Annotated in this window: 14 protein-coding genes; 4 read left to right on the forward strand and 10 right to left on the reverse strand. The window is 69.1% G+C overall.

The window, feature by feature from the left end; translation table 11 throughout:
* Positions 1–2: 2 nt before the first annotated feature.
* Both RS901_RS32940 and RS901_RS32945 read right to left on the reverse strand, forming a co-directional pair.
* Positions 3–1,175 (reverse strand): M20 aminoacylase family protein, encoded by a 1,173-nt coding sequence (locus RS901_RS32940; protein WP_316154857.1) that lies wholly within the window; start codon positions 1,173–1,175, stop codon positions 3–5.
* Positions 1,176–1,200: 25 nt separating this feature from the next.
* Positions 1,201–2,544, reverse strand: a complete 1,344-nt coding sequence (locus tag RS901_RS32945) for a DUF3100 domain-containing protein (RefSeq protein ID WP_316154858.1) — start codon at positions 2,542–2,544, stop codon at positions 1,201–1,203.
* 189 nt (positions 2,545–2,733) lie between these two features.
* On the opposite strand from RS901_RS32945, the gene RS901_RS32950 reads away from it, so the two are divergent.
* On the forward strand, positions 2,734–3,654 hold the full coding sequence (locus RS901_RS32950) for a LysR family transcriptional regulator (RefSeq protein WP_316154859.1): 921 nt from the start codon (positions 2,734–2,736) through the stop codon (positions 3,652–3,654).
* 3 nt (positions 3,655–3,657) lie between these two features.
* On the opposite strand, the gene RS901_RS32955 is transcribed toward RS901_RS32950, so the two are convergent.
* The 7 genes from RS901_RS32955 to RS901_RS32985 form a co-directional block, all read right to left on the reverse strand.
* The gene (locus tag RS901_RS32955; protein ID WP_316154860.1) at positions 3,658–4,656 is read right to left on the reverse strand and encodes a tripartite tricarboxylate transporter substrate binding protein; all 999 of its coding nucleotides are present in this window, start codon (positions 4,654–4,656) and stop codon (positions 3,658–3,660) included.
* A gap of 30 nt (positions 4,657–4,686) precedes the next feature.
* Positions 4,687–5,931, reverse strand: coding sequence for an ABC transporter substrate-binding protein (locus tag RS901_RS32960; RefSeq protein WP_316154861.1), 1,245 nt, complete (start codon positions 5,929–5,931; stop codon positions 4,687–4,689).
* 80 nt (positions 5,932–6,011) lie between these two features.
* Positions 6,012–7,118 (reverse strand): tripartite tricarboxylate transporter substrate binding protein, encoded by a 1,107-nt coding sequence (locus RS901_RS32965; RefSeq protein ID WP_316154862.1) that lies wholly within the window; start codon positions 7,116–7,118, stop codon positions 6,012–6,014.
* A gap of 76 nt (positions 7,119–7,194) precedes the next feature.
* Positions 7,195–7,923, reverse strand: coding sequence for an SDR family oxidoreductase (locus tag RS901_RS32970; protein ID WP_316154863.1), 729 nt, complete (start codon positions 7,921–7,923; stop codon positions 7,195–7,197).
* A gap of 35 nt (positions 7,924–7,958) precedes the next feature.
* Positions 7,959–9,131: an acyl-CoA dehydrogenase family protein gene (locus RS901_RS32975; protein ID WP_316154864.1), complete on the reverse strand. Its 1,173-nt coding sequence runs from the start codon at positions 9,129–9,131 to the stop codon at positions 7,959–7,961.
* Positions 9,125–10,747: an AMP-binding protein gene (locus RS901_RS32980; RefSeq protein WP_316154865.1), complete on the reverse strand. Its 1,623-nt coding sequence runs from the start codon at positions 10,745–10,747 to the stop codon at positions 9,125–9,127. Before RS901_RS32980 ends, RS901_RS32975 begins: the two co-directional genes overlap by 7 nt.
* Positions 10,748–10,759: 12 nt before the next feature.
* Positions 10,760–11,848 carry a cyclase family protein gene (locus tag RS901_RS32985; protein ID WP_316154866.1) on the reverse strand — a complete coding sequence of 363 codons (1,089 nt, stop codon included), beginning with the start codon at positions 11,846–11,848 and terminating at the stop codon, positions 10,760–10,762.
* Positions 11,849–12,032: 184 nt separating this feature from the next.
* On the opposite strand from RS901_RS32985, the gene RS901_RS32990 reads away from it, so the two are divergent.
* Positions 12,033–12,791, forward strand: coding sequence for an IclR family transcriptional regulator (locus RS901_RS32990; RefSeq protein ID WP_316154867.1), 759 nt, complete (start codon positions 12,033–12,035; stop codon positions 12,789–12,791).
* A gap of 34 nt (positions 12,792–12,825) precedes the next feature.
* Here RS901_RS32990 and RS901_RS32995 read toward each other — a convergent pair whose 3' ends face one another.
* Complete coding sequence (locus RS901_RS32995; RefSeq protein WP_316154868.1) at positions 12,826–14,061, reverse strand: CaiB/BaiF CoA-transferase family protein; 1,236 nt, start codon at positions 14,059–14,061, stop codon at positions 12,826–12,828.
* A 125-nt stretch (positions 14,062–14,186) separates the two neighbouring features.
* Here RS901_RS32995 and RS901_RS33000 point away from each other — a divergent pair, with 125 nt between their 5' ends.
* Both RS901_RS33000 and RS901_RS33005 read left to right on the forward strand, forming a co-directional pair.
* Positions 14,187–15,032, forward strand: a complete 846-nt coding sequence (locus RS901_RS33000; RefSeq protein ID WP_410054204.1) for an IclR family transcriptional regulator — start codon at positions 14,187–14,189, stop codon at positions 15,030–15,032.
* Positions 15,033–15,155: 123 nt separating this feature from the next.
* Entirely contained in the window at positions 15,156–16,154 is a 999-nt protein-coding gene (locus RS901_RS33005; RefSeq protein WP_316154869.1) for a tripartite tricarboxylate transporter substrate binding protein, read from the forward strand.
* Positions 16,155–16,194 lie beyond the last annotated feature (40 nt).

A 16,194-nucleotide genomic window follows, 5' to 3' on the forward strand; every position in this document is an offset into this window, starting at 1 on the left:
GATCATCTGGCCGGCAATTGCTGCGCGACCAACGCCACCCAATACGCCGCGCCCAGCGGCAGGATCCTGTCGTTGAAGTCGTAGTAGGGATTGTGCAAGGGCGGGTCCTCCGCGCTTTCACCCGCGCCGATGCCGATATAGGCGCCGGGGCGCTTTTCCAGCATGAAGGCGAAGTCCTCCGATCCCATTGCCGGCTTGATATCGGTCTTCACGTTGTCGGCGCCCACCAGTTGCGCGGCGGCGGCAATGGCGACGGCGGTCTCGGCGGGGGTGTTGACCACGCCGGGGTAGCCGGGGCGGTAGTCAATCGCGATCCGCGCGCCGTGGGTCGTGCCCACGCCCTCGCAGATCTGCCGCATCGCGGTCTGCGTGCGATCGCGCACGGCGGGGTTCAGCGTGCGGATGGTGCCGCGCAGCACCACCGACTCAGGCAGCACGTTCCAGGTATCGCCGCCGTGGATCTGCGTGATGCTGACCACGACCGAGTCGGTGGGATCGGTGCGGCGGCTGGCAATGGTCTGCAGCGCGGTGATCAGGTGCGCTGAGACGACCACCGAGTCAATGCCATGGTGCGGCTGGGCGCCATGCGCGCCCTTGCCGGTGATGACGATCTCGAAGTTGTCGAGGAACGCGGTCATGGTGCCGGCGCGGATGGCGAACTTGCCGCGCGGCAACTGGGGGAAGTTGTGCATGCCATAGACGGCATCGGCCGGGAACTGGTCGAACAGGCCCTCTTCCACCATCACGCGGCCGCCGCCTTCATTCTCCTCGGCGGGCTGGAACACGAAATGCACGGTGCCGCGGAAGGCATCGCGGTTGCGCGACAGGTGCGCGGCCGCGCCCAGCAGCATGGCGGTATGGCCGTCGTGGCCGCAGGCGTGCATCTTGCCCGCGCAGGTGGACGCGTGGGCGGCCTTGCCCAGCTCCTGCATGTTCAGCGCATCCAGGTCCGCGCGCAGCGCGATGCTGGGGCCGTCGCCGTTGCGCAGCGTGCCGACCACGCCCGTCGTCGCCAGCCCGCGCTGTACCTCGATGTCCATCAAGCCCAGCGCCTGGGCCACGATGCCGGCGGTGCGGTGTTCTTCGAATGCGGTTTCCGGAACAGTGTGAATGTCGCGGCGCCAGGCCAGCATGTCCTGGCGGATGTCGTCGGCAATGTCGGGGTCGCGATACATGGGTAATCTCCGCTGCGGGTGGGGTTCAGTGGAAGAACTCGGCAATCAGCGTGGCGCCGAGGAAGGTGCCGGCCGTGGCCGTCAGCGACACCACCACGATGCGCCAGCCGAGCAGCCGGAACACCGGCAGGTCCTTGGCCACCGAGAAGCCCGCCAGCGCCAGCACCGGCGTGGTGAAGGTCATAAAGTTGAGTTTTTCCGTCATGGCGATGACGGCGTCGGAGAACGGGAACATCCCCGGTACGCCGATCAGCGTGACCACCACCGACATCGTCAGCAGCAGCGGCACGCGCGGGAACACGCGCTTGAGCAGATCGCAGGCCGCCACGATGGCAATGGCCACCAGGATGCCCTTGAGCGATACCGACAGCGGCACGTTGTATGACAGCTTGTTGCCGATCAGCACGCCGGCACCGACCACGAACCAGCCTAGCGCGGCATCCCGCGCCGAGGTGCCGTGCGCCAGCGCGCCGTCCAGCTTGACGTCCTGCACCTCGCGCATGGCGTCACGGCGCGAGAAGCGGCCCAGCACCGGCTCCAGCTTGCCGTACAGCCACGAACACAGCGGCAGCGACAGGAACAGCGTGAAATAGAAGCCCGCCACCGAGGTCAGCAGGTTCGACGCCGCGGCAATCGCCATGATCTCGGAAGCCTGCCCCGGGTGCTGCGCGACGATGGCGCCGACGGCCGCCGCCATCAGGCTGCCCGAGCCCACACCGGCACCCATGGCCAGCGAACGCGGATCGAAGATGCCCAGGCTGCTGACAAACCCCGACAGCACCGCGATGAAGAGCGCGCCCAGCACAGTGCCGGTGATGTACTCGGCCAGCACGCCGCGGCCTTCCGGCGACGCCATGCCGTATTTCTCGCCAATGATGACGATATTGCCCTCGCGCCCGACCGAGAAGGTCGCGCCCACGGCCTCGCGCTTGATGCCCAGCAGCAAGGCCAGCGGCAGGCCCAGCGCCAGCGTGCCGAGCGCGTGCCCGAACTCCTGGAACAGCAGCGCCCAGCCCGCGCCCTTGAGCTGCGGCAGCGCGCCGCCCACGGTCAGGCCGAGCTTCACCACGAACAGCAGCAGCCCGGCATTGAGCAGCCCGGTGGCCAGCGATTGCAGCGGCGCGTCGATGCGCACCGCACGCGGCACGTTCCTGGCCGCGATGCCCCACGCCGCGGCCATCAGCAGCGCCCACAGCATCGGCATCAGCACGACCTTGCCCGGCCCCAGCTTGAACTGCACCGCGCCAATGGTTTCGGCAATCGCCACCACGAGCAGCGTGACAACGGCCAGTCGTACCTTGCCACTGCCGGTGACGGCGGCAATCGGGGAAGCGGACGCAAGCGCCGGCTGGGCAATGGGGTTGGTCATCAGGTGTCTCCGCCGGAAGGCTGCGTATGTCGCACAGAAGTGCTTTCTTCGGCATTCCGGTTCGATGTTGACCGCTTACCGAGAAGGATCGGGTTAGTATTCCGGCCCCTGAGCGTTTCATCAATGATCGTGATATGGGAAACTTGTTGCATTCAATGCAACGCTCAAGCGGAGTAACACGTGCTTTCGATGGACGACAAACTGGACACGCGGCGCGTGCGCTACTTCATGCAGGTGCTCGACAGCGGCTCGGTCCGCGGCGCCGCCGAAGTCCTCGACATGGACCCCTCAGCCGTCAGCCGGGCCATCGCCGTGCTGGAGAAAGACTGCGGCACGCGCCTGCTGGAGCGGCACGGCCGCGGCGTGGTTGCCACCGAGGCGGGCGATCTGCTGGCCGCCTACGTGCGCAACCAGAACAACCAGAAGCAGCAGTTGCTGGCCGAACTCGACAGCATCCAGAAGGTGGCGCGCGGCCATATCGACATCGTGGCGGGCGAAGGCTTCGTCGAATGGCTGATGCGCCATAGCCTGCGCACCTTCATGCTGGCCCACCCGGGGATCACGGTGGACCTGTCGGTGGGCAGCACCGACGAAATCGTGCAGCGCATTGTCGATGGCAGCGCCCATATCGGGCTGGTGTTCCAGCCGCCCAAGGACGCGCGGCTGCGCTGCCACCATGCCCATCCGATGCCGATCCAGACCCAGGTGCTGGCCTCGCACCCGCTGGCGCAGCTGGGCCGGCCGCTGGACCTGCAGGACCTGCTGCCCTACCCCGGCGCCACCCTGCACCGGACCTTCGGCGTGCGCCAGCACATCGAGGCCGCCGAGATCAGCGAGGGCGTGCGCTTGCAGTCGCTGCTGACCACTTCGTCATTCAATGCGCTGGGGCATTTCGCGGCGGCGGGGCTTGGCTATGTCCTGTGTACGCGCCTGGCCTTGTGGAACCAGCTGAACGAGGCGCGCGTGGTGTCGCTGCCAATGAAAAACCCCCTGCTTTACCAGGGGGAAATCCAGACCGTGTCGCGCCAGGGCCGGGTGTTGTCGCCGCCGGCGGCACGGCTGTTGCGGCAGATCGTGGGGGATTTCTCGGCGCTGATGACTGGGGAGTAGGCCCTACTCCGCCGTTGCGCCGGAGGCCTTCACCGCCTTGCCCCACTGGTCGCGCTCGCTGCGCATGAAGGCATCGAAGGCCACCGGCCCCAGCACGCCCGGACGGCCACCAAGCTGTTGCAGCCGCTGGGCAAACTCCTTGCGGGCCAGGACGGCGGCCACCGACCGGTGGACCGCAGCGATCACCGGCTGCGGCGTGCCGGCGCGCGCCACCAGCCCGAACCACCCGGTGACCACGAAGTCGTCCACGCCTGCCTGCGCCATGGTCGGCACCTGCGGCAGCCCGGGCACGCGCTCCGCGCCCGTCACGGCCAGGGCCCTGACGGTGCCCGCGCGCAGCTGACCCTCCGCCGACGGCAGGTTGTCAAACATGAACGCCACCTCTCCCGACATCACGGCCGCCAGGCCCAGGTTGGCGCCCTTGTACGGCACGTGCAACGCGTCGATGCCGGTGCGCAGCTTGAACAGTTCGCCCGACAGGTGCGTGGTCTGGCCGATGCCGGACGAGCTGAAGGTGAGGCGCCCCGGCTGTGCGGAGGCTAGTCGCTTCAGGTCCGCGACGTTGCGCACCGGCGAGTCGGCCTTGACCACCAGCACATTGGAGAACACCAGCACGTCGGCAATGCCGGCCATGTCGGCGGGCGTGTACGGCAGCTTGGGGTACAGGCTGTAGTTGATGGCATTGACGCCGGTATTGCCCATCATCAGCGTGTAGCCGTCTGCCGGGGCCCGCATCAGCGCCTGGGCGCCGACAATGCCACCGCCGCCGGGCCGGTTCTCGACCAGCACGGGCTGGCCCCAGCTGCCAGCCAGTTCCTTGGCCAGCAGCCGCGCGGTGATGTCGCCGCTGCCGCCAGGCGGGCCCGGCACGATCAGCGTGACCGGTCGGTCGGGGTAGCCGGCGGCATGCAGCACGCCGCTGCAGAGCATCGCCAGCAAGGCGATGCCTGCCGTGCGCAGCCAGGCAAGGCGGGCAGCTTTCCCATACAGGTTTGCATTCATCACGATCTCCTTGGGCAGCCTTGCGCCCGGTCAGCGACGCACCAGCGGACAGCCCGATTCCGCCAGCGGCTTGAAGGCCTTGTCGCCCGGAATGGTGGCCAGCAGCTTGTAGTAGTCCCACGGGTATTTCGATTCGGACGGGCGCTTCACCTCGAACAGGTACATGTCGTGCACCATCAGCCCATCGTCGCGGATGCGGCCGTTCTTCGCGTAGAAGTCCGCCACGGGCAGCTCGCGCATCTTGCGCATCACCGCGGGCGCCTCGGTCGAACCGGCGGCCTGCACCGCCTTCAGGTAGTGCAGCACGGACGAATAGACGGCCGCCTGGCTCATGTTCGGCATGGCCCTGACCTTGTCGAAATAGCGCCGCGAGAAGGCCCGCGTCTGCGCGTTCATATCCCAGTAGAACGCTTCGGACAGGACCATGCCCTGTGCGGTCTGCAGGCCGATGGCATGGACGTCGTTGACATACATCAGCAAGCTGGCCAGCCGCTGTTTGCCGCCGGCACGGATACCGAACTCGCGCGCCGACTTGATGACGTTGACCAGGTCGCCGCCAAAGCTGGCCAGGCCGATCACGCCGGCATCACTGCCTTGCGCCCGTACCACCGCGGACGAAAAGTCGGACGCGCCCAGCGGGTGGCGCACCTCGCCGGCCACGCTGCCGCCCTCCTGCTCCAGCGCGGCCCGGGCCGCATTGACGATGTCATGGCCACCAGCGTAGTCGGCCGTGATGAAGTACCAGCGCTTGCCGCCCTGCCTGGCCACGGTACGTGCGACCGAGTTGGCCAGCGCATAGGAGTCGTAGGCGTAGTGCACGGAAGTGGCCGAGCACAGGTCGCCGGTCAGCCGGTCCGAGGCCGGACCGCTGAGCACCAACACCTTGCCCTTCTCGCGGGCGACGTTGAGCACGGCCAGCGCCGTCGACGAGCCCGTCACGTCATGGATGGCGTCGACCTTGCGCACGTCGAACCATTCGCGCGCCTTGCTGGCGGCAATGTCGGCGCGGCCCTGGTGGTCGGCCACCACCAGTTCCACGTCGCGCCCCAGCACCTTGCCGCCGAAGTCGGCAATGGCAAGCTGGGCCGCCGTGGCGGTGCCCTTGCCGGAGATGTCGGCGTAGACCCCGCTCATGTCCAGGATCAGGCCGATCTTGACGGTCTCGGCGGCGCGCGCGGGCAGCGCCGCCAGGCTCAGCGCGGACCATGCCGCGATGCATGCGCACGCCGCGGCAAATCGGCGCGCGCGTGCCAGGCCCTGCCATTGAAGTTGCATAGCTGTCTCCTCGCCGTACGGTGCGGCGTTGTCGGGTCTTGCGATGGGGTGGGAACGTCTTGCGTCGCTGGTACGGCCGGCTACCCAGCCATCAGTCCGGTGTCGCGGATCATTGCGGTCCAGCGCTCGCGCTCGGACTGCAGGAACCTGGCATAGCTGGCGATGGTGCCGCCGGTGGGCGTGACCCCCAGCGCCACCATGCGCTCGCGCATGGCGGGCGCGCCGATGGCCGCCGCCGCCGCCGCGTGCAGGCGCTCGGCAACTGGCGCCGGCGTCCCGGCCGGCACGAACAGGCCGTTCCAGATCGGCACGGCATAGCCGGGAAAGCCCAGTTCCGCCACGGTCGGCACGTCGGGCATGCTGGCCGTGCGCTCGGCGCTGATGGTGGCCAGCACGCGCACGCGGCCGTCCTGCACCAGCGGGCGCGTGAATGGCACGGTCATCACGGCGACGTCGATGCGGCCTTCCAGCAGGTCGGCCAGCGCCGGGCTTTCGCCCTTGTACGGCACGTGCACCATCGATACGCCAGCGCGCTTGCTCAGGTATTCGAGCGCGACATGCAGCGGACCAAGCATGCCGGTGGACATGTAGGAAACCGCCCGCGGCCGCTTGCGCGCCGCCGCGAGCAAATCGTCGAGCGAGCGGTACGGGCTGCCGGCTGCGACCGTCAGCACATAGTCGACATTGCAGAGGTAGGCCACCGGCATCAGGTCCCGCACCGGGTCATATGGCAGCGAAGGCTGCGTGTAGGCCAGCACGATGTTGGTGCCCACGCCCCCCAGCAGCACGGAATAGCCATCGGCCGGGCTCTTGGCCACGGCCGTGGCCCCGATGGCACCCGCCGCGCCAACACGGTTGTCCACCACCATCGGCTGGGCCAGCGAGGACTCCATGGCGCGGCCCAGCAGCCGGCCCAGCGTGTCGGTGGCGCCGCCGGGGGCGAACGGAACGACCAGGCGCACCGGCCGGTTCGGATAGGCGCCTGTACCGGTCGAGGCCAGCGCCGACGTGGCCGGCCAGCCCAGCGGCGCCAGCAGGCCGGCGGACAGGCCGCGCAGCACGCTGCGCCGCCGCGCTGACACACCGCGCTCCCGCGCGCTCCCCTTGCCGCTCGCGGTGCCCACATCATGATCGCCACCCATCCCGGCGCCGCCTTGGCCGCGGCCCTCTGCATCCAGCACTTTCATGTCGTGTCTCCTCTCTTTGCGTGGCCCGCGCACGGTTCGGTGCCGGCGTCGGGAAATCACTGGCGCCCGGCCCGGCTCAGACCCGGACCGCGCTGACCGTAAGGCCGCCGTCGATATGCAGCGTCTGCCCCGTCATGAACCCGGAACGCTCGTCCAGCAGGAAGGCGATCGCATGCGCGATCTCTTCCGGCGCGCCCACGCGCTGAACCGGCACCGCCGCCATCAGCGCCCGGGTCTTGGGGTCGTCCGGCGGGCTGGCCGTATGGAACAGCTCGGTGGCGATCGGCCCAGGGGCGATCACGTTCACCGTGATGCCGGACGCCGCCAGCTCCAGCGCCCAGGTGCGGCTCATGCCGATCACCGCGGCCTTGCTGGCGCTGTACGCGGTGCGGTTCACCTTGCCCAGCGCCGCGCGCGACGACAGGTTGACGATGCGCCCCGTGCCCTGCTCGCGCATGCCCGGCAACAGGGCCTGGGCGCACACCAGCGCCGCATTGACATTGACGCGCATCGCGTCGTCCATGTCGGCGAGCGAGGCGTCGTCCAGCGAGGTGGTTGGCGCCATCGCCGCGTTGTTGACCAGCGCATAGAACGGTCCCTGCGCGGCCAGCCGCGACACCAGCGCCCGCGTCTGCGCCAGGTCGTTCAGGTCGCAGCAATGAAAGGCCGGGTCGTCGGCCAGGTCCGCCGGCCGGGTCCGTGCCAGGCCAATGGCCTCATAACCGTCCTCGCGCAGGCGCGCCAGCGTGGCGCGCCCGATGCCCTTGCTCGCGCCGGTGACCAGCACGCGTCGTCTTGTAGCCATCGATACTCCTTGTATTAAGAATTGCGGCGCGGCCCCTAGCGCTGTGCGCCCAGCACCTTGCGTCCGATGATGAGCTTCTGGATCTCCGAAGCCCCTTCGTAGATGCGCATCGGCCGCACGTCGCGGAACAGTTGCTCGATCACGCACCCTTGAGTGATCCCGAGCGCGCCGAACAGCTGCACGGCACTGTCCACCACGCGGAACGCGGCCTCGGTCCCGCCCAGCTTGGCCATCGCGGCCTCGCGGGTGATGGTGGCCTGGCGCACGTCGCGCAGCCACGCGGCGCGATAGACCAGCAGCGCGGCGGCTTCCATGTCCAGCGCCATGTCGGCCACGCGCATGCGCACGGTGTCCATCTCGGCCATGGGCTTGCCGAACAAGGAGCGGCTGCCCATGCGCGCCACGGTCTCGTCCAGCGCGCGGCGCGCGATCCCGACGGCGGCGGCGCCGACCGACGAGCGGAAGATGTCCAGCACCGACATCGCCACCTTGAAGCCGTCGCCCGGTGCGCCCAGCAGGTGGGCGGCCGGCACTTCGCAATGGCGCAGGTGCAGCGTGGCCAGCGGGTGCGGCGCGACGATCTCCAGGCTGGTGTCGATGGTCAGCCCCGGGGTGCCGGCTTCGACCAGGAAGGCGGACAGCCCCTTGGCGCCGGGCGCCTGTTCGGAGCGCGCCACGATCACGTAGTAGTCGGCAATGCCGCCGTTGGAGATATACGTCTTGGCGCCGTCCAGCACATAGACATCGCCGCGCCGCGTGGCGGTGGTGGCGGTGGCGGCCACATCCGATCCGCCCTCGGGCTCAGTCAGCGCAAACGCCGCGATCTGCCGGCCCTGCCGGCAGCCGTCCAGAAAGCGCTCGCGCAAGGCGGCGCTGCCATGCAGCCACAGCGGGGCGGCACCGATGCCTTGCATCGAGAACACAAAGTCCGCCAGCGCCGAGCCATAAGACAAGGCTTCGCGCACCATGCACACCGAGCGCAGGTCCAGCGCCGGGCGCGCATCGCCCGGCAGCGTGGGCACCGAGTAGCGCAGCAGCCCGGCCTGGCCCAGCTCGGCGGCCAGGCGGCGGCACTGGGCCGGCAGCGGCAGGGCCTCCAGTTCCGGCGCCAGCGCGGCCTGGCGCTGCTGCCAGTCGTCGAGCTCGCGTGCCAGGGCGGCATGGCTGGCGTCGAAGAAGGGAAGATCCCAATGGGTCCATTTCAGCATCGTGCAGTCTCCTCGGCCGCCAGCATCTGCTGGGCCATCGTGCGCAGTTCGTTCTTGCGGACCTTTTCGCCGTTCGGGCTCGGGGTCACCGGAAAGGCATCGACCCGGAACACGCGGATCGGCACCTTGAACACCGCCAGCTGCGCCTTGCATGCGGCCAGCACCGCCGCCTCGGCATGGGTATAGCCGCTGCCGCCCATGACGAAGGCCACCGGCCGGGCGCTGCCGTGGGCCTCCACTGCGACCACCTGGCACGCAGCGGCGCCGCTGGCCGACAGCACCACCTCTTCGATCTCCAGCGGATTGACCAGGTAGCCGCCGATGCGCAGCACATCGCCGATGCGCGACAGGTGCGTGAAGCCGCCATCGCCATTCAGGTAGGCCAGGTCGCCGGTACGCAGGTAGCCGTCGTCGGTAAAGGCGGCGGCGGTGGCCGCGGCGTCATCGAGATAGCCGAGCATGACGTCGGGGGTGAGCAGCTCGAGTTCACCGGATTCACCTGGAGGCAGGCACTCGCGGGTCTCCAGCGAGCGCACGCGCACGCGCGCCGCCGGGGCCAGCGGCACGCCTCCCGATTGCTCGCGCCGCGCCAGCGGGGCTTCTGCCGGCTGGCTGGCGAACAGCGCCAGGGTTTCACTCAGGCCATAGCAGCCGCGCATGGCGATGCCGCGCTGCTGCGCCCGTTGCGGCAAAGCCGTCAGCCCCGGCGTGAAGTTGGCATGCCCGTACATGCGCAGCACAGGCGGCTTCCATTCCGGGCCGCCCGCGTCCAGCAGCTTGTCCAGCATGTCGTTGGTGCCGAACATGTGCGTAATGCCGTCCGCCACCAGCAGGCGCGCGGTCTCGGCCGGCTCGAAGTTCTCGACCAGCGTCAGCGGCGCCTGGGCGGCCAGCGCGGTCATGGCGACGGTGTAGCCGAAGGCGCCGCACAGCGGGATCGCCAGCAGCAGCCTGGCGTCGCCGCCCTGCATGGCAAGGGCGGCCGCCACGTCGCCCGCATGCCGTGCCACCCGGCCCTGGCCATGGACGATCAGCTTGGGCTGGCTGGTGGTGCCGGACGAGGACAGGATGATGCAGGCATCGCCGGGCTGGCCGCCGGCAACAGCATCTGGCTCAACGTCGGCCAGGTCATCCAGGTCAACGCGCGCCAGCCGAGGCCACGGGTGCGCCAATGCCCCGGCGATGTCCGATGGCGCAGGCTCCGGCGCCTGCAGCAACGGCACCGCCAGCGCAAGCGTGGCCAGGCTCTGCGGCTCCACCGCGCCCATCAGGGCGTCATAGTCCTTGCCCCGGTACGCCGGCATGTAGACCAGCGCCTTGCAGCGGGCACGGCGGATGAAATCGCCGGCTTCCTTTGCGCCATACCGCATGTTCAGGCTCATGACGCTGGCGCCGATGCGGGCGCAGGCAAAGGCAACGCCAAGCCAGTCCGGCACGTTCGGCAGCCACAGGCCCACCACGTCGCCGCGGCCGATGCCATGCCGGCGCAGGCCGCCGGCGATGCACAAGGCGCGCTCGCGCAGCGCGCCGTATGTGATCGCGCTGCCCTCGAAGCGCAGCGCCACCGCATCGGCAGGCGCGGCGTCAAGCAAGTCGAACAAGGTACGTTCCGCCATGGTCGCCCCCGCTCAGACCGTGCCAACCGGCGTCACCGGCGAGCCCACCGCGCCGGGCAGCCGCAGCGGCGGCGCGGTCAACAGGAAGCGGTTACGCCTGTTGGCGCGCAGCCATTGCGCCAGGGGTGTCAGGTACCAGAGCTCGCCAAACGGCATGCCCAGCTTGAACAGGCACAGCTCATGCAGGGGCAGGAAGGCGCACGGGCCCGCCTGCGGGCGCGCGGGGATGGCCTCGACGCCGTAGTTGTCGGCCACGATGGCGGCGATCCCGCTGTCGATGATCCACTGGTGCAGTTCCGGGTCGCGCCCGTCAAGCGCCGCGCCGACACGCTCGGCCATGTCCGGCTCAGGCTGGCGGTTGCGCTCCAGCAGCAGTTGCGCAAACCCCGTGTGCAGGCAAAGGATGTCGCCCGGCTCGACCGTCACGCCATCGTCGCGCATGATCTGCGCCAGTTGCCGGTAGCCAACGCGGGTATGGCCGTCGCCAAGGTGCGCGCGCAGGTCCACCATCACCGCGCGGCCCTGCACGCCGTGCTCGGCGATCTTCTCGATGCCAAGCGCCAGTGCCCGCGACTGGCCGTCCAGCGCCGGATCATCGTCCGGCCCCTGCACGTCGACGCCGGCGCGGAAGCCGTTGTAGTAGACCATTTCGCTAACGCCATCGCCGTCGGCATCGAAATGCCCGCCCACGTGCGCCAGCGCATCCCATTGCGTCGAGTACTGCAGGAACATGTGCACGTAGTCGTCGCAGACCACATCGGTGAGCTCGGCGTTCTCGCGCGCCAGCGCGAAGTTCATGCCCAGCCCCAGCGCGCGCGGCGTCGGCTTGATGACGGGCGGGTGGCGTCGCGGGTTCAGGGCGTTGCCGCCCGGGAAGTCCAGCGGCAGGCTTAGGCAGAAGCGCAGCCCTTCCCTGACCTCCGCCGCGCCCTGCCTGACCTTTTCAGGCGTGATCAGGTTGAGGCGGCCCAGCTGGTCGTCGGGTCCGAAATCGCCCCAGTTGGATTGCTCGGGCCGTTGCTGCCAGCGCGCCGTGCGCCGGGTTGCGGCACCTTCAACCGGCCGGGCATGGGGGGCGTGCACGTACTTGTACTGGGTCATGTCGTCTCCTCTGGAATGGTGGCCACTGGCGTTCCGGTGCCGCGTGCGGCTGCCGGACGCTGGCCGTGGTCTCTGTTTTTTATTCCAGCGGAACGTCGATTACACTACAAGCACTTTTGATTAATTTGATTACATTGTGATCACGACCAAAAATCAGGCTGCCAAGGGGCCGGCGGAAACCGGCGTGGCAGGCACCCAGAGCCTGTCGCGCGCGCTGGCGCTGCTCAAGTGCATCGGCGCCGCCCATGAGCGGGGCATCGAGCTGGCGGAACTGCTGGCGGCAACCGGGCTGGACCGCAGTACCGCGTTCCGGCTGGTGTCGGGGCTGGTACATGCGGGCTTTGTCGAGCGCGAGGCGGACACCAAAAAGTACCGCCTCGGCATCGAATCCATGCAGCTTGGCCTGACTGCGATGAGCCGGGCGCCGGTGCTGGTCAGTTGCCGCCCGATGCTGCAGTCGCTGGCCCGCCAGACTGAGGACACGGTGTTCCTGGTCATCCGCAACGGCGACTACGGACACTGCCTGCATATGGAAGAAGGCAGCTACCCGATCAAGGCCCATACCCTGATGGTCGGCAGCCTGCGCCTGCTGGGGATCGGCACCGCCGGGCTGGCCTTGCTTGCCAGGCTGCCCGATGCGGAGATCGACGCGCTATACCGGCGCCACCGCGACGAATACGACGCCGCTGGCCTGACGCGGCTGCGCCTGCTCGAACTGGTGGAGCGCACGCGGCGCCAGGGCTATTCGGAGAGCGAAAACCTGGTGACCGCGGGCGCCGGTGGGGTTGGCGCCGCGTTCGAGATCAGCCAGGGGCACTACGCCGCCTTGAGTGTTGCCTCGGTGATGTCCCGGATGAACAAGACCAGGCGCACGTGGGTGGCCGGGTTGGTGCTTGAGGAAGTCCGCAAGGCGGAAATGCAGTTGCGTGCGGCGCTGCAGTGAAACGGTCCGCGCCGCTGAACTCGCCGATCGCCGCTCAGACCACGCCCTCTGCCCGCAGCCGGGCCAGCTCTTCATCCCCGATACCAAGCCGCCCATAGACCTCGGCATTGTGTTCACCCACATCCGGCCCGGTACGCGGTGACGGCGGCGCATAGCCCGAGAAGCGCGGCACCACGCATGGCGCCGGCACCGAGCCCAGGTCCGGATCGGGCAGCCGCACGATGGCCTGGCGCGCCGCCATCTGCGGGTCGTCGACGATATCGGCGATGCTGAATACCTTGCTGAACGGCACCTGGCACTGCTCCAACCGGGCCGCCACGGCGGCATAGGGCTGCGCGGCAAACCACTCGGCAATGCTGCCGTCCAGCGCTTCGATGTTGCGCACGCGCCCGGCGTTGGTGGCGTATTCCGGTGCCTGCGCCAGTTGCGGCGCGCCCATGGCCTCGGCCAGCCGGCGGAAGGTGGCGTCTGACGAAGCGACTACCGTGACCCAGACGTCGTCCGCGGTGCGGTACATATTGGACGGCGCCGCATAGGTGGTGCGGTTGCCGGCGCGCTGGCGCACATGGCCCAGTTGTTCATACTCGATGGCCAGCGGGTCCAGCAGGCGGAACAGCGCCTCGGTGGCGGCCAGGTCGATCTCGCGGCCGCGCTGGCCGGGCCTGGCGCGTTGCTCGGCTACCGCAGTGGCAATCGCAAAGGCGCCGAACAGCCCGGCGATCATGTCCCCCACCGGGTAGTTCATATGCATCGGCCCGCTCTGCGCGGTGCCCGCCAGGTTGGTGAAGCCGCTCCTGGCTTCAAAGATGCGGGCAAAGCCCGGTCGCGCCGCATCGGGCCCGGTCTGGCCGAAGCCGGTCAGCCGCAGCACGATCAGCTTCGGGTTGGCCGCATGCAGGGTGTCGAGATCCAGCCCCCAGCGCGCCAGCGTGCCAGTGCGGAAGTTCTCGACCAGCACATCGAACTGAGGCAGCAAGCGCAGGAAGATCTCGCGGCCGCGCGGCGTGCGCACATCGAGCGAGATGCCGCGCTTGCCGCGGTTGGTCACCTTCCAGTACAGGGCGTGGTCCTCGGTAACCGGCTCCAGCCCGCGCAGCGGATCGCTGCCGTCGGGCAGCTCCAGCTTGACCACATCGGCGCCCATGTCGGCACACAGCGTGGCGGAAAACGGGCCGGCCACCACGGTGGCCATGTCGAGGATGCGCAGTCCGCCCAGCGGGCCCGTGCAGTGTGCGTCTGGCGATACAGCGTGTGCGTCCTGGTCTTGCATGGCGGGCCTCCGGCGGCATTGGCATCTGCTGCAAGGTGGCAGGCGGCTGGCCCGGATGCAAGTACGGTTTCGCTGTGCGGAACTGTCGTGCTACAACATTGACGCCCCCATCCCCGGATCCCAGCATGGAACCCAAGCACCCACCGCACAGCATGGACCGCAATCCGGAACACCTGCCCCTGCCGGGCCTGGCCAGCGAGGACGCCCTGGCCACCGACCGCCAGTTCGCCACCAACCTGGCGCGCGGGCTGGAGGTGCTGCGTGCCTTCACGCCGTCCAGCCCGGTGCTGGGCAACCAGGACATCGTGGCGCGCACCGGGCTGCCCAAGGCGACGGTGTCGCGGCTGACCTACACGCTTGGGCTGCTCGGCTTCCTGAGCCGCGTGCCCGGCAACCAGAAGTACCGGCTCGGCGCCGGCGTGCTGGCGCTGGCCTACCCGATGCTGGCCGGGCTGGCGATCCGCCAGGTGGCGCGGCCTTATATGGAGGCCATTGCGCGGGAAACCGGCTGCACGGTGAACCTGGGCATGCGCGAGCGGCTGTCGGTGGTGTACGTGGACAGTTGCCGGCTGGATCCTGGCAACCTCTACCAGCCGGACATCGGCAGCACCCGGCCGCTGCTGGCCAGCGCGATCGGCCGCGCGGTCTTGCTGGCCTGCAGCGCCGACGAGCGCACGGCACTGCTGAACCGGCTGCGCGTGGACGATCCGGAGCGCTTCAACGTTGAGCACCAGATGTGGGCGGACGACCAGAAGCACTTCCGCGCGCATGGCTACTGCCTGAGCCGCGGCGAATGGCGGCCAGAGATCCACGCGATCGCGGCACCCGTGCGCCAGTCGCTGCACGAAGACCCGTTCGCGCTGAACTGCACCATCGCCGCATCGCGCAACCGCGACAACATGCTGGAGCGCGAGGTGGCGCCAAGGCTGCGCGAGGCGGTGCGGCAGATCGAACTGAGCTGCGCGCGCTAGCCGACAGGACGCAGCAATGCAGTCTGCCGGTGATGTCGCCGGCAATGACAAGCGGCCCGCCAGAGGCCCGCATGAAACCGCGCCGCGGGAAATCCCCCGGCGCAGGCAACCCAAGGAGACAAGATGGATGCCATCCAACCGTTGCGCCGGCTCGCTGCCGGCATGCTGGCCTGCGCCGTGCTGATGCCGCTGCCAGCGCTGGCCGCCCCTGACAACGCGGCGCGCTTCCCGGACCGCCCGATACGGATCATCGTGCCGTTCTCGGCGGGCGGCGTGGTCGACTCCGTCACCCGCATTACCGCGGAGAACATGGCCAAGGTGCTGAAGCAGTCCGTCATCGTCGAGAACAAGACCGGCGCCGGCGGCGCCATCGGCGCGGACTTCGTCGCCCGGTCGCCCGCCGACGGCTATACGCTGCTGGCGGTCAGCCCCAGCTATGTGGTCGGGCCGCTGCTCAACCCGTCGCTCCAGGGCAAGGGTGGCAAGGACTTCCGCGCGGTGGCGGGCATTGGTGCCGTACCCAACGTGATCGTGGTGCCGGCCGCGTCGCCGCTGCGCACGCTGCCTGAATTGCTCGACGCCGCGCGCAGCCAGCCCGGCACGCTGACCTACGCCAGCGCGGGCGTCGGCACCTCGAACCATCTCTCGGCGGAACTGCTGGCGCAGATGACGCACGTGAAGCTCACCCATGTGCCCTACAAGGGCCAGCCCGAGGCCATGAGCGACCTGCTGGGCGCGCGCGTCTCGATGATGGCGCTGACCTCGGCCATTGCCCGCCAGCAGGTGCAAAGCGGCAAGCTGCGCGCGCTGGCGGTGACCTCGGCAAAACGCTCAGCCGTGATGCCCGACGTGCCCACCGTGGCCGAGGCCGCGCGCCTGCCCGGCTATGAAGTGGGCGGGTGGTTCGGCCTGGTCGCGCCGCAGGGCACGCCGGACGCGGTGGTGCGCAAGCTGGCCGAGGCCGCCGCGCAGGCAACGTCCGACCCCGCCACTGCACGCCGCCTGGCCGAACTCGGCATGGACCTGGCACCGCAATCCACCGCCGCGTTCGACCGCTTCCTGGATACCGAAACCAAGAAATGGACCGGCGTGCTGAAGACCGCCGGCATCACGGCACAGTAGGGCACACGCCCACGCTCATACAACCAACCGGAAACCTTCA

Source organism: Cupriavidus sp. BIC8F (genome assembly GCF_032465815.1).
In the GTDB taxonomy this organism is placed as follows: domain Bacteria; phylum Pseudomonadota; class Gammaproteobacteria; order Burkholderiales; family Burkholderiaceae; genus Cupriavidus; species Cupriavidus necator.

Bases quoted from the DNA above. Each gene is read 5' to 3' on its own strand.
- RS901_RS32940 (WP_316154857.1), bottom strand. From the start codon at position 1,175: ATGTATCGCGACCCCGACATTGCCGACGACATCCGCCAGGACATGCTG.
- RS901_RS32945 (WP_316154858.1), bottom strand. From the start codon at position 2,544: ATGACCAACCCCATTGCCCAGCCGGCGCTTGCGTCCGCTTCCCCGATT.
- RS901_RS32950 (WP_316154859.1), top strand. From the start codon at position 2,734: ATGGACGACAAACTGGACACGCGGCGCGTGCGCTACTTCATGCAGGTG.
- RS901_RS32955 (WP_316154860.1), bottom strand. From the start codon at position 4,656: ATGAATGCAAACCTGTATGGGAAAGCTGCCCGCCTTGCCTGGCTGCGC.
- RS901_RS32960 (WP_316154861.1), bottom strand. From the start codon at position 5,931: ATGCAACTTCAATGGCAGGGCCTGGCACGCGCGCGCCGATTTGCCGCG.
- RS901_RS32965 (WP_316154862.1), bottom strand. From the start codon at position 7,118: ATGAAAGTGCTGGATGCAGAGGGCCGCGGCCAAGGCGGCGCCGGGATG.
- RS901_RS32970 (WP_316154863.1), bottom strand. From the start codon at position 7,923: ATGGCTACAAGACGACGCGTGCTGGTCACCGGCGCGAGCAAGGGCATC.
- RS901_RS32975 (WP_316154864.1), bottom strand. From the start codon at position 9,131: ATGCTGAAATGGACCCATTGGGATCTTCCCTTCTTCGACGCCAGCCAT.
- RS901_RS32980 (WP_316154865.1), bottom strand. From the start codon at position 10,747: ATGGCGGAACGTACCTTGTTCGACTTGCTTGACGCCGCGCCTGCCGAT.
- RS901_RS32985 (WP_316154866.1), bottom strand. From the start codon at position 11,848: ATGACCCAGTACAAGTACGTGCACGCCCCCCATGCCCGGCCGGTTGAA.
- RS901_RS32995 (WP_316154868.1), bottom strand. From the start codon at position 14,061: ATGCAAGACCAGGACGCACACGCTGTATCGCCAGACGCACACTGCACG.
- RS901_RS33000 (WP_410054204.1), top strand. From the start codon at position 14,187: ATGGAACCCAAGCACCCACCGCACAGCATGGACCGCAATCCGGAACAC.
- RS901_RS33005 (WP_316154869.1), top strand. From the start codon at position 15,156: ATGGATGCCATCCAACCGTTGCGCCGGCTCGCTGCCGGCATGCTGGCC.